Source organism: Promicromonospora sp. Marseille-Q5078 (genome assembly GCF_050315395.1).
In the GTDB taxonomy this organism is placed as follows: domain Bacteria; phylum Actinomycetota; class Actinomycetes; order Actinomycetales; family Cellulomonadaceae; genus Isoptericola.
Window position 1 is genome coordinate 3023674 of the sequence record NZ_JBNPQG010000001.1, and the last position, 13214, is coordinate 3036887.

General features: G+C 69.6%; 9 protein-coding genes. 7 read left to right on the forward strand and 2 right to left on the reverse strand.

The window, feature by feature from the left end:
• Window positions 1-4: 4 nt before the first annotated feature.
• Window positions 5-520, forward strand: a complete 516-nt coding sequence (locus ACQFYA_RS14105; RefSeq protein WP_499125250.1) for a hypothetical protein — start codon at window positions 5-7, stop codon at window positions 518-520.
• Window positions 517-765, forward strand: a complete 249-nt coding sequence (locus ACQFYA_RS14110; protein WP_499125252.1) for a hypothetical protein — start codon at window positions 517-519, stop codon at window positions 763-765. The genes ACQFYA_RS14105 and ACQFYA_RS14110 overlap by 4 nt, the downstream gene beginning before the upstream one ends.
• Before the next feature lie 310 nt (window positions 766-1075).
• On the opposite strand, the gene ACQFYA_RS14115 is transcribed toward ACQFYA_RS14110, so the two are convergent.
• The gene (locus ACQFYA_RS14115) at window positions 1076-1900 is read right to left on the reverse strand and encodes a GIY-YIG nuclease family protein (protein WP_499125253.1); all 825 of its coding nucleotides are present in this window, start codon (window positions 1898-1900) and stop codon (window positions 1076-1078) included.
• Here ACQFYA_RS14115 and ACQFYA_RS14120 point away from each other — a divergent pair.
• The 3 genes from ACQFYA_RS14120 to ACQFYA_RS14130 are packed head-to-tail and all read left to right on the forward strand — an operon-like array spanning window position 1881 to window position 8303.
• Window positions 1881-3212, forward strand: a complete 1332-nt coding sequence (locus ACQFYA_RS14120) for a DUF6361 family protein (protein WP_499125255.1) — start codon at window positions 1881-1883, stop codon at window positions 3210-3212. The genes ACQFYA_RS14115 and ACQFYA_RS14120 overlap by 20 nt on opposite strands.
• The gene (locus tag ACQFYA_RS14125; RefSeq protein ID WP_499125257.1) at window positions 3205-5076 is read left to right on the forward strand and encodes a phospholipase D family protein; all 1872 of its coding nucleotides are present in this window, start codon (window positions 3205-3207) and stop codon (window positions 5074-5076) included. The genes ACQFYA_RS14120 and ACQFYA_RS14125 overlap by 8 nt, the downstream gene beginning before the upstream one ends.
• A complete protein-coding gene (locus ACQFYA_RS14130) occupies window positions 5073-8303 on the forward strand; it encodes a helicase C-terminal domain-containing protein (RefSeq protein ID WP_499125258.1) in 3231 nt (1076 codons plus the stop codon). Before ACQFYA_RS14125 ends, ACQFYA_RS14130 begins: the two co-directional genes overlap by 4 nt.
• 15 nt (window positions 8304-8318) lie before the next feature.
• On the opposite strand, the gene ACQFYA_RS14135 is transcribed toward ACQFYA_RS14130, so the two are convergent.
• Window positions 8319-9185, reverse strand: coding sequence for an endonuclease/exonuclease/phosphatase family protein (locus ACQFYA_RS14135; protein WP_499125260.1), 867 nt, complete (start codon window positions 9183-9185; stop codon window positions 8319-8321).
• Between the two features lie 188 nt (window positions 9186-9373).
• Here ACQFYA_RS14135 and ACQFYA_RS14140 point away from each other — a divergent pair, with 188 nt between their 5' ends.
• On the forward strand, window positions 9374-11284 hold the full coding sequence (locus tag ACQFYA_RS14140) for a lipase family protein (RefSeq protein WP_499125261.1): 1911 nt from the start codon (window positions 9374-9376) through the stop codon (window positions 11282-11284).
• A gap of 102 nt (window positions 11285-11386) precedes the next feature.
• Window positions 11387-13042, forward strand: coding sequence for an SIR2 family protein (locus tag ACQFYA_RS14145; protein WP_499125263.1), 1656 nt, complete (start codon window positions 11387-11389; stop codon window positions 13040-13042).
• The last annotated feature ends 172 nt before the right edge of the window (window positions 13043-13214 follow it).

Genomic DNA, 13214 nt, shown 5'->3' on the forward strand with positions numbered 1-13214 from the left:
CCGAGTGATCCGACGTCGCTACCGCAAGGACCCGCGCAGCTACTACGACGGCCTCCGCCGGTTCGGCATCCGCGACGCGGGCATCTGGAGCTGGGTGAAAGAGATGCTGTCCGACCCCGCCAGGTACGAGTACTCCTGGGATGACGACGGTCGAAGCGGCCTCGTCCGACAGGGCTGGCGTTCGACGGAGTTTTGGGAGTTCCTGGACGTCTGGGAACCGCCCGAGCATTACTGGATCCCTCGCTCGGAGACCTACGTGGCGTTCGGGTACTACGACGAGGCCGACCCGTACAGCGGTCGGACGTGGACCGACGCCGTCCCGGGCTGGCGCATCAGCGCCAAGGTGACCCGCACCCGGTTCATCGTCCAGGGGGTCGTCGACTCCTACGACGGCGAGCGGATCGAGGAGATCGGGTCGATGCCGCTGCCCTGGCACGGGCCGGCGACCGCTCGTCGCCCGATCTGCAGGACTTGCTTCCTAGAGCTGCCCCTCAGCGGCCGCTGCACCATGTGTACGTGATCACCGCCATGGCGTCGTGCGAGACTCGGCTCATGGCACGCACGGAACGCCAGTCGTGGGTCAGCGCCGACCGTACGGGTGGAAACATGCACCTCGACCCGGACGGTCGCGACCGCAAGGGCCAGTGCTGGTGCTGTTCCGGATCGAAGCGACCTGTCCGGCGGCGCGACCGCCACGAGGCCCGCGCCGCTCTGCGCCGTGGCCAAGAGTTCACCGGCAGCCGCGACACCTTCTGGGTGGCATGACCCGCTGGAAGGTCATCGACCCTCTCGGGGTCGAGACCGTCCTCGAGGCGGCGGGCGCCATCGAGGGGGCCGTCGAGCTCGGGTCAGAATCCCCGTGAGTTCCCGCGGCGGAGCAGGTAGCCGCGGCGGGCGCAGAGGTCTTGCCAGGCCCTCTCGCTGACAGCCGCGAAGTTGCGCCCGCGCACCTGACAGATGCGCTTCCATCCATCGCGGCTGACAAGGTCCTCGGACGAGATCAAGTCCGAGTTGACGGCTCTGACGACCTGACGGTCCGAGGCATTCCTGATGTCCATGTTGTGCCTTCCGTCTGCTACTCGGCGTAGACGGTGCGGAGGTCGAGAGCCGTCGCTATGGCGTCGAGGAAGGCCCGGTTCGTCAGGAACCACTCGCGGCCGACCTCGTTGCGCACACGGCGCACCGTCTCCTCGCGCCGCGGGTTGACGTGTCCGGCGGTGCTGAGCAGGCGGTGGAAGTCGCGCTCGGTATTGTCGAGGTCGCGAGTCCCTGCGGCGTAAACGCGGATCGTGACGAGGGGCTCGGGGATGTGCGCTCGTGCACCGCGGCGGTGATCCTCGATCCGACGGGCGACGTCCTCGGCCTTACCAACCTTGATGAGCGTGTTGTCACCGTCCGGGTCCAGCGGGCTCTCGAGGTACCACCCGTACGAGAACGCATAAATGCCGGCCAACCCGTGCAACGCACCGATCTGGTTCTGCTCGGTCCGTTCCGCCTCGATCTCCGCACGAGCCTCCTGCTCAGGATCGACATCATCGAGCGCGGCGATGATCCTCGCACGGTTCGTCTGAAGAAGGTCGAAGGCCGCCATCGAGAGGGTGCCGCGACCTCGCTTGGCCAATCCGTTGAGCGCCGAGCGCGTCTGCTTGAGCGTGGTCGGTCCGTGAGGAACCACACCGTCGAGTGCTGCGTTCGCATACGCCTGGTACTGATAGACGAAGCCCTGCGTGTCGACGTTGAGGCGCTCCGCGATGTCCTTGGCGCCGAGGCCTTCGCTTGTCAGCGTAAAGATATCCCCGATGCGCCCCTCCTGATCGGCGATGAACTCGGCGAGCTCTTCGCGCGGTGCCAGCACTCGCGCCAACTCGGTGTCCGCGTCGATGGCTTCGAACTCCGTCATCTCTCTCCATTCGGGTGTATCGCGGGGTCGTCCCGACGAGCATGGCTCCGTTGCCGATGCCATGATCGTGCCGCAGGCAATCGGAGGTTGCATGGCATCGGCAGTCGCATGGTTGGACACGTCGGAGGACGAGCAGCGTCGCATCCGTGAGGTGATCCAGCTGTTCTCGCAGCAGGAGAGCCGTGACGAGCTCGGCATCGGGCAGATCCGCGACGCACTGAGCGACCTGCTGTTCCCGGGCACATCGGTACTGCAGACCCGCGCCCGGTACTTCCTCATCGTTCCGTGGTCGTTCCAGCACGCCGCCAGGACGGGCTCGCGGCGCGACATGGCGCGCCGAGCGCGCGACACGGAGCGCCGGCTCGTCGAGGTGCTCGTCCAGAGGACGGACGACGGCGTGATCGGGCGCCGCGCCGGTGCGGCCGTGAAGAACCTACCGTCGGCGCTGTTCTGGTCGGGCCTGCAGACCTACGGCATCCTGATCCGGCCCCTGAATCCCGACCAGCTGACAGGCGCAGTGCTCGGCATGGGCGACGGGGATGCCGCGGACGAGCTGGTGGCCCGCCGGGTCGGCGAGTGGCATCCCACCATCCCTCCGCCGCCGCCGGGATTTCCGACAACGCTCGACGGCGGGCTCACCATGACCGCGGACGAGGCCCGATGGCTGCGGGAGCGGATGATCGAGGCGTCCCGTGGAACGCTCCTCGAGCACCTGCTCCAGTCGGACCTTCCTCCGGACGAGTCGTCGGCACCGTGGGAGGACCGCGCGAGTCTCGGAGCGCCGGCTGCGCCGCGGCACGTGCTCGACGTGGCACACGGGTTCTCGCTGATGATGAATGGCGCCGCGCTCCTGTACAACCTGCTCGTCGCGGAGCGCTACGTCGCGGCCGGATACACGCGGGTCGAGGAGCCTGTGGCCCGGTTCGAGGACGCCTACGCCGATTGGCTCGACGACGCGCACGCGCACGGCGCCCTGCTCCGACAGTGGGACAGCGGCGCGTTCTGGGACCTCGTGGCGTCCGCCCGGGTCTCCGCGCGGACGCGCGAGTTCGTCACCGTCTGGACGACAGCCGTCCGCGACGGCACGGCGTCTGGTGCCGCTCACGACCCCGGGCTCCGCGGGCTCGTGGCCCAGCGGGAGCGGACGACCAAGCGCGGCCAGTCCCGCCTGGAGAACCCCAAGATGCTCGGGGCGTGGAGCGGCGCATCCGGTACGGGGCGCCTGACCTACCGGTGGGCGCAGGTGCGACGGCTCGTCACAGACATCCATGAGGGCCTGGCCCGCGCCGAGGAGGCGGGCGCCGATGCTTGAGCCCGACAGCCGCGCCGTGCTCCTCGACCAGCTCCGACCACCGCCCGGCTACCAGCTGGAGGGGGCCCTGGCCACCACGTTCACCCTCGACATGACGACGGCACTGATCCCACCCCTGGCCTTCGCCTCCTTCGAGATCCGCGGGACGTCCGACCCTGTCGCGACGCTCGAGGCGGTGCGGTCCTGCACCGACCGCGTCGACGTCTTCTGCCAGGCGGGGCAGCTGGCAGTGCCGGCGCAGCACTCCGACCTCATGGCCTATCTCGAGCCGATGGTCCACCCCGTGCGGCGCCCCCGCCGCGGCTACCTGTTCCACCCGAAGGTGTGGTTCCTGCGCTACAGCGCCGACGGCCAGGCCGATCGTTTCCGCCTGTTGTGCTCCACCCGCAATCTCACCGCCTCGACTGCCTGGGACGCCGTCGTCTCCCTCGACGGGCGCCCGTCCGGCCGAGCGCTCCCGGCCAACCGTCCCTTGGCAGCCTTCCTCCGCCATGTCCCCACGCTGACCGTCGGAGCGCTCGACCCAGCCCGTACCGCACGCATCCACGCGCTGGCAGACGCCGCCGAACAGGTCGAGTGGGACCTTCCGCCACACGTCGACGAGATCGTGTTCCACGCCATCGGCATACCTGGCCGGGCGACGGGACCCGACTTCAGCGGGTACCGGCACCTGGTGGTCTCGCCGTTCTGCGACGAGGAGGGCCTCGCGCACCTGACCGCCGGGAGCCGCGAGGTTACCGTGGTCTCCCGGCCCGAGGCGCTGGACCGGCTCGACCCCGCCGCCCTCCGGAAGGCGAGCACGCGCATCCTCGACCCGCTCGCCGTACTCGGCTCCCCCGGCGACGAGACCGACGGCGTACAGGACGGCGGTCACGACGACACACCAGTGGTCCCGTCGTCGACGCACCACCCCGAGGTGGACACTCTCAGCGGCCTGCACGCCAAGATCACCGTTGTCGAACGTGAGTGGAAGGCCCATGTCGTGATCGGCTCGCCGAACGCGACCTCTGCGGCGTACGGCGGGAACCTTGAGTTCGCGGTGGAGCTGGTCGGTCGCCCGAAACGGCTCGGCGTCGCCACGTATCTCGGACCCGAGGCGCCGTTCGCCGGGATCCTGCAGGAGTACGCAAGCGGCGGGGGCGAGCCGCCCGACCCGGAGGAGGAGCTGCTTCGTTCCCTCCGCAACCAGCTGCGGGCGCTCGCCGAGATCCCTCTCTCCCTCACGGTCCAGTCCGCGGGCGAGGGCGTCTACGCACTGCACCTCGAGAGCGCCACCGCGCTACCGTCCCGGCCCGGCTGCAGCGTCCGGGCGGAGCTGCTCACCCGCCCCGGCCACGCCGTCCGTCTGACGCCAGGCGAGACGGTCGACGCCGTGTTCTCCCCCGTGCCCCTCGCAGACGTCACGCCGTTCGTCGCGTTGTTCGTGCGGGACGACGAGCACTCCACCGTGTCGCGCCCGCTCGAGCTCTCCACGGTCGTGCACGCCCCCCTCGACGGCGACCCGCCGTCGCGCCTGGACGAGGTGCTCGCACGTCAGGTGAACACCCCCGAGAAGTTCCTTCGCTTCCTCGCGCTGCTGCTCAAGGTCGGGGACGGGAGCCCGCTCCTGGCCGCGGCGGACGCCGCCGCGGACGGTGGGAGCTGGGGCTTCGTTTCCGGGCGCGGGGCAGGCACGTTCGAGATCGTCGTCACCGCACTCGCGACCGACCCGGGTGCTCTCCGGGACTTCGACCGGCTGGTCGAGCGACTCGAAAGCACCGAGGCGGGCCGCGCGGTGCTGCCCGGGGGCTTCGGCTCCTTCTGGACCCCCGTCCGCGGTGCGCTCGCCACCCTGGACGACCGTACGGGGAGGGAGCGCTCATGACCGCACCGCAACCGTTCAGCGCCGAGTCCGTGCTCGCCGGGCTCACCCCGTTCCAGCGCAACTCGGTGGCGCACATCATCGACCGTTTCTACGGCACACGCGACGCGAGCCGGTTCCTCGTCGCCGACGAGACGGGGCTCGGCAAGACGATCGTCGCGCGAGGTGTGATCGCACGGGCCATCGAGGAGCTCGAGAAGGACGACTCGGTGGACCGCATCGACGTCGTGTACGTCTGCTCGAACGGCGACCTTGCGAACCAGAACCTCGGCAAGCTCAACGTCACCGGCGACTCCCACCACGCGTTCGCCAGCAGGCTCACCTTGCTCGCGAAGCACTCCCGGCACCTGCGCCCTGCCACCGGGCGCGGGCTCACCAAGCCGGTCAACCTCGTGTCATTCACCCCGGGGACCTCGTTCGAGCGCGGGTGGCGGTCGGGCAAGGCCGAGGAGCGCGCGATGCTCTACCTGCTGCTCGAGGGCGAGCTCGGGCTGCGGCCCCGGTCGGTCCGGGCGAAGCGCGCTCTGCGGATCCTGCGGGGCAGTGTCGGGACGTGGGAGCGTTTCGGGGACCACTACGTCGAGACGCTGCGGGCCGAGCTCGCCGGCGACGTCGACGAGACGGTCCGGTCGGCGTTCCTCCGCGCCGCACGGCAGCCTGGCGACGACGGCGCATCACTCATCGGCCGGTTCGAGGAGCTCCTCGACGCCGCGCCGAGCGACGTCCCCTGGGAGCGGGTCTGGAGCCTGGTGGGCGCGATGCGCTCGACCCTCGCGCGCGAAAGCGTCCAGCTCCTCGAGCCCGACCTCGTCATCCTCGACGAGTTCCAGCGGTTCCGGCACCTCCTCGACAAGGAGACGGAAGCCGGTGAGCTCGCACACCACCTCTTCGACCACGGCAGCGCCGACGACGGGACGGGCCTGCCCGTCGCCAAGACGCTGCTGCTCTCCGCGACCCCATACAAGCCGTTCACCTACGCGGAGGAGGACGAGGACCACCACAAGGACTTCATGCAGGTCGTGCGGTGGCTGGCACGGTGGGGCGACGACGACCCCGCCGACCGGATCGACGCCGCCCTCGCCCGCTACCGCGAGACGGTGGTCGCCGGACTGCCCGCCTCCGAGCGCACGTCCGGGCTGCGTGCCGACCTCCTCCGCGTCATGACACGGACGGAACGCCCCCGACTGCTCGCGCAGGCGATGGGAGGCGAGCACGTCGCGCGGATCGAGGACGTCAGCTCGGACTCGCTGCTCGGGTTCGTGGCGCTGAAAGACCTCGCACGCGCCGTCGACGCACCCCTGAGCGTGGAGTACTGGAAGTCGTCGCCGTACTTCGCCAACTTCATGGACGGGTACAAGGTGGCGGACAAGGTGCGCGAGGCGCTCAAGGACCCCGAGCGCGAGTTCCGGGTCAAAGGGCTGCTCGGACGCACCCGCCACCTCGACCTCGAGCGGCTGCGCGACCTGCGACCACTGGACCCCGACATGGGGAACTCGCGCCTGCGCTGGCTCAGGGAGCAGACGCTCGACGACGGATGGTGGCGGCTGCTGTGGCTCCCGCCGACGCTCCCCTACCTCACACCCGGCGGCCCGTATCGCGACGCCGCCGCCAGCACCATGACCAAGCGGCTGGTCTTCTCTTCCTGGACGGCGACGCCGACGTCCGTCGCCGCGCTGCTCAGCTACGAGGCCGACCGGCTCGCCGCCGGGGACGAATGGGCGGACCGGACCCGGGAGGAGCGCGAGACCGACCGCCGGAGCCGACGCAGCAGGCTCGCGTACCGCGTCGACCGCGCCGCCGACGACCGACCGGCCGCGATGGCCCACCTCGCACTCTTCTGGCCGATGCCGGGCCTCGCACACCTCGGCGACCCGCTTGGCCAGCGTCGGAGCAGCGGCTCCGCCGTCGTCCAGGACACGATGGTCGGCGCCGTGCGCGGGCTGCTGGGTTCCCACCGACACGACGCCGCGAGCGCGAAGGAGGCCTCGCACTGGTTCGAGGCGTTCACCCGCGACGACTCGCTGCCCGAGGGGATCGCCCGGGCGGGCGACCCGCTGCGCACCATCGTCGCCGCCCTGGCCGGTCACGACGACACCGAGCCCGATGACGGCGACGACCCCGAGGACGCCTCCGACGTGCTGCTCTCGCGCCACGTCGAGCTCGCGCTCGCGTGCCGATCGATGCCGCAGGACCGGAACGTCTCCGAGGACACCCTGACGTCGCTCGCCGAGGTCGCCGCCCACTCTCCCGCCAACATCGCGTACCGGGCGCTCCAGCGCATCAGCGCGGCCTGCGACAACGTCACCCCCGAGGGCCTCTGGACCGCCGCCGCGCACCTGGCGTCGTCGTTGCGCACCCTCTTCGCGAAGCCGGAGACGACGCTGCTCCTCGACCAGGTCACCCCCGACGCCGTCTACTGGCGCTCGGTGCTTCGCTACTGCGCGTGGGGCAACCTGCAGTCCGTCATGGACGAGTACCTGCACCATCTGGTGGTCGCCCAGGGCACGCGCACGCTGGACGACCAGAGGCTCCTCGACATCGCACGGACCGCCGGCGAGGCGATCGCCCTGCGCCCTGCCCGACTGGAGATCTTCGACCCCGCCGATCCGGAGTCGCGCCCCACGCTGACCTCGCACTTCGCACTTCGTTATGGCGGACGCCGCCAGGAGCAGGAGAGCGCCCGCCTGCCCCAGGTGCGGCAGGCGTTCAACAGCCCGTTCCGGCCCTTCGTCCTCGCGAGCACGAGCGTGGGACAGGAGGGCATCGACTTCCACTGGTGGTGCCACGCGATCGTGCACTGGAACACCCCGGCCAGCCCGATCGACTTCGAGCAGCGCGAGGGACGGATCGACCGATACGACGGCCACGCCGTCCGGCGGAACATCGCCCAGCAGCACGCCGACGAGATCCTGCGCAGCACCGATCCTGACCCGTGGGACGCCGCCTACCGGATCGCCGCCGATGCCGCCGACGCGCGGCTGGGGGCGTTCGCGCCCCACTGGGTCTACCTCGGCGACGCGAAGATCCAGCGGCATGTCGCACCGTTCGCGCTCAGCGCCGACGAGACGCGCCTGGCCCGCTTGAAGAAGGACGTCGCCTTCTACCGGCTGACCTTCGGCCAGCCGCGGCAGGAAGACATGCTCGAGCTCCTCCAACAGCAGTACCCCGAGCTCAGCGCGGAGGACGTCGAAGGAATGCGCGTGGACCTCAGCGCGCCCGGTCAGGCGTAGCGGCGCGGCGGGGCGTCACAGGTCGAACGACGCAAGAACCGGCCGGTGGTCGCTGTGCGTCGGCCAGTCCGGGTCGGGGTCCGCCCAACAGGCCGTGAGCCGGTCACGCAGCGCTGGAGTCGCGAAGACGTAGTCCAGCTGGTGCGGTCGGCTCCCCCGATCGGACCGGTACAGGAACGTGTTGACGTGCCGGCACTCGGCATCGGGACACGAGCAGCGGTCGAGCCGCGGCTCACCGTCAGGCCGGAACGGTCCCACGGCCTCGAGGCCGTACGCGGCGAGCCGGCTGAACACGGTGAGGTAGCGGTCGCCCCACACGGTCCCGTCGGCGTACGAGTAGATGTTCAAGTCCCCGGCCACCAGCACGTGCTCGTTGCCGCGCTCCTGGAAGATCATCGTCAGGTCGGAGATGGCCCGGTGGAGCGTGGCCTCGGCGTACATGTCACCGCTGTCGAGCATGCGATCCCAGATTCCGTAGAGGCTCACCACCGTCAGGCGGCGTCCGCCGTCGAGCGCGATGTCGGCCACGGCGAACTGTCCGGGGTGGCTGGCTGCGAAGGTCCCCTCGGCCGCTTGATGAAGTTCCACCGGCTCCCGCGGTGTCAGCGACAGGTCGTCGCGGCCGACGACGGCGGAGGCGAACCACCGCCTCGTCTCGCGGAGGCTGCCGTCTGCCGCCTGATAGTGGCGCGGGACGGCGATGCGCCATCGAGCCCCGTCGTCCGCCGGCGGGTGCACGTTCCACCCAGCGGGTAGCGACCGTTCGGGGCGGCGCGCTTCCTGGAGCAACGCGACCGACACGTTGTTGCGGGACGCGACCTCCGCCAGTCGGTCCCACGCCGACTCGCGCTGGTTCATGTTCCATGACATCACCGTGAACACGCCTCGATCGTGCCTCGAACGGCCGCCCTCGGCGAACTTCACCCCACGCACCTATGCCATCCACCGGCGCACCAGGTGCAAAGTCTCTCTATCGCGCCGGCGTCGAAACCAGGCCTCGGCGCCGAGGTCGTTGCCTACCCCGGCACCGCTCCTTTCAGTCATGCCGTTCATACCCGCTGGAGCCCGTGATGTCCGAGCCACCGTCCCTTCTGTTCCTGCACGGCGTCGGCTCCGGCGACAGGGAGGGTGAGTGGCGGACCGCGCTAGAGAAGGCTCTGCGAGACCTCGGATATCCCGGCCTCGACGACCTCTCGGTGGTTGCACCCAAGTACGCGCATGCCTTGGCGGGCGTGGACGACGACGAACCGCTCCCGCCGCTGACCGTCAAGGCCCCGACAGGTGAGACTGCCAGGCAGAACCGCCGTGATTTCGAACGGCGCGAACACGCCGTCGAAGTCATGCTGGGGCGGCACGACGCCGGAACGGCACGACTTGGCAGCGACGCAATCGCCTCCACCTCGCTTCGATTCCCGATGTTCCGACAGGCCGAGAACTACCTCGCGAAGCGTCGCATCCGCGCCCACGTCCTAAAGCTGGTGCTCAAGGAGGTGCCCCGCTCGGGTCGGATCGTCGTCGTCGGCCACAGCCTGGGCTCGGTCATCGCCGCTGACGTCGTGCGCCGGCTGCCTGCCGACGTGCAGGTCGTGGGCATGGTGACGATCGGGAGCCCCCTGTCCAGCACGTCCTTTCATGCCGACGGCGTCCGGGACGCCTTGAAGGAGCCCCCGACAAACCTGGGTTGGTGGGTGAGCTTCTGGCATCCCGCCGACCCGGTGACGACCCACAGGGGCGTCTCGTCGGTCTTCCCCTGGATGACCGACTACCGCGTCCGCGGGAAGGTCGACCATCACGTGCACGATGCCGTCGCCTACCTGTCGGACCCGACGGTGGCGAGGGCCGTCGGCTATGCCCTCCACGGGTCGATGTCCAAGGAGCTGACCGCCGCTGCACGCGGAGTCGACGTCCCGATCGACGAGGCCGAGACCATGGTCCTGCTGGCACTGCGGTTCGCCCACCTCGTCGAGAGCAAGCTCGAGGGCGCCCGACGAGCCCGCTACGTCGAGGCAAGGCGCCAGGTGCAGGCCACGGCGGTCGACTCGATGATCGCTCGAAGGGAGCACGAAGGCAGGCCGCTTCCCAGCCTCGTGTCCGAGTTGGCTGTCGATCTCTCGGACCCGGACACCGCCGCAGCTGAGCCAGAGCGAATCTCGCACCTGTCGAAGGAACTAGCTGTCCTCCCGCTGATCGGAGTCATGTCGACGAACGTCGTCCAGCCGTTCGAGATCGAGATCCCGTCCAAGGTTCGGATCGAAGCGCTCGAGGATCTTGCCATCGAGATGGGCCTCGGACGTCAGTTCGCCCGTGATCTCGCCGCCGCCGGGGCGACCGCGCGTAAGACGCTATCGAGCGACGGCACCAACTGGATCAAGTGGGCCGCGATCACCGTCGGAGCCGCCGCGATCGTCGTGGCGACCGGAGGCCTCGCGCTCGCTGCAGCACCCGGCGTCGCTGGAGCGGCGGCGATCACCAGCGCTCTGGCGGCGTTCGGGCCCGGCGGGATGATCGGAGGGCTCCTTACGGCCGGAGCCCTCGTCGGTGCGGGCGGTGGCGGAGTCGCGGTCGGTCTCGCGAGCCCCACGACGACGGCCGAGGCTGTCGAGGCATTCGTCACGACGAAGATCACTGCTGCGATCCTGCGGAAGAAGCAAGGCTTCGACCAGGACCCGACCACCTGGGAGAGCCTCGCAGCGACAGGAATCGAGCTACGCCGCGAGCAAGCCCATCTCGAGACGGTGTCCGACGAAGATGCACCGTCGCTCAAGGCGATCAAGCGCAAGCTGAAGGCGATCGACCGTGCCCTGACCTACCTCAGCAGCGTCGGCCTCGGACCGGACGTGCCTCGAGAACAGCGCTCCACGAAGTCCCCCTCGGCAGGTGCTGTCGGCACGATTGGCGCAACTCTTCGGCGTCGACGACCTGCGGATGCCTCGCCCGGCGACACCCCTGACGACGAGGTCGAGCGAACCACTGCGTCGTAGAACCACGGCGATGCTGTGCCCGTTCACGGCGAGGGCCTTGGACGTCCCTTATGGCCCCAGCGCCGCCGCGCGAGACGACGCACACTCTTCTACCTTTCCGACATGACGCGCGGACACCTCTTCGTTGTCAACGGCCGGCTCGACGCGCTGAGCGCCGACGCCGTCGTCATTCCCACGGACGCATGGTTCGGTATCGGGAACTGGTGGCGCGACACCGTCGGCCTCGGTCCAGGCGACACCTGGGACGAGCTGCGACCCGAGGGCTGGGCCCGAGGCGCTGCACTGCCAGCACGTCAGAAGCGGACAGCCGAATCCGTGCCCGAGGTGTGGTTCCTCGATGTCGTCGCGGGCTCAACGTTCGAGGTGGGCCAAGCGGCACTCCGCGTCGTCGAGGCGATCGTCGAGCACTCGGGCGAGAGCCTGATCCGGTCCGCGTACTCAGCCGGTCGCGACCTGCCCCTCATCGCCATGCCCGTCGTCGGGACTGGCGCTGGGGGCCTCGGCCGGCGACGAGGACAGGTCATCGCCGCGCTGGTCTCCACCTTGCGCGACGCCGCAGACCGGCTCGGCGTCGATGTCGCCCTCGTCGCCGCAGAGCGTTCCGATTACGCGGCGCTGCAGCACCGGCGCCGAGACACCGGGGCCCCTGTGACCCTGATCGACGCCACGGTCGCCCAAAAGCTCGGGCAGCGCGTCCGTCAGGGCGAGGTGGCGTTGTTCTTCGGTGCCGGGGTCAGCATCGCCGCAGGTCTCCCTTCCTGGAGCGAGTTGCTCGCCGAGCTCGTCCACAGGCTGGACCTCGACGAGCTCAAGGACCGGATCGAGAAGCTTGGCCCTCTGGAGCAGGCCGAGCTCGTCCAGGTGACCATCGCGGCGGCCCGTGAGGCCGATCCGGCAGGCTCGCAGGGAGAGCTCGGCCAACTGGTGGCCGAGGTCGTCGAGGATCGCTCGGCGCGGCCGAGCCTCGCCCACGCCCTGCTCGCGAGCCTCCAGGTGCGGGAGGCCGTGACCACCAACTACGACAGGCTCTACGAACGGTCCGTCGCCGCGGCCCGCGGGCCGGACGCCGGCTCGGCCATCGACGTCCTGCCGTGGGCCAGGACGTCGAGCGAGCGACCCTGGTTGCTGAAGATGCATGGGGACGTCGAGCGTCCCGAGTCCATCGTCCTGTCGCGCAGCTCGTTCGTGCACTACGACAGTCGTTGGAAGCCGGTCGGCTCGCTCGTGCAGTCGCTCATGCTCACCAAACACCTCCTCGTCATCGGAGCGTCGATGACGGATGACAACCTGCTGCGGTTCGCCTACGAGGTGGCCGGGCTCCGGGAGTCCATCGAGAAGACCGATCGTGGCCGCCCTGAGATCGGCACGGTGGTCAGCCTCGCCGTGGACGAGGCATTCAGCCGGCTGTGGAAGGGACGCTTCCGGGTCGTGGTCCCGGAGTTGGATGGCCACATCGATGGTCCGGAAGCCGTGGCACATCCCGATGAGCCCGCGGACGAGCGCGACGTGAGAGAGGCCTCCGAACGTCGACGGGCGGCCCGCGCCCTCGCGGTCTTTCTCGACACCGTGGCGATGCACGCCGTCCGCGAGTCGCCCTACCTCCTGGACGCGCGCTATGCCGACAGTCGCGGCGACGAGACCGCACGTCTTGTGGACGACGTCAACGCGATCGCCAAACGCGCACGAGCGCTCGACTCCGATGACGCCTGGCGTCAGCTCGTCCTCATGCTCGGAGAATTCGGGGCCCGGGAGCGCTAGAGAAGATCCGTCGTCGTTTTCACCCTCCGCCACGACGGCGATGCCCTGCCGTAGAGCGCGTGTGCTGCCGTATGGTCGCGACGAACTTGGAGAAGGAGTCACCTTGTCGGCAATCGTGCTCACGTGGAATCCCGAACGTTGGGCCTTCGAGGAAGGCGAGCGCACCGAGCAG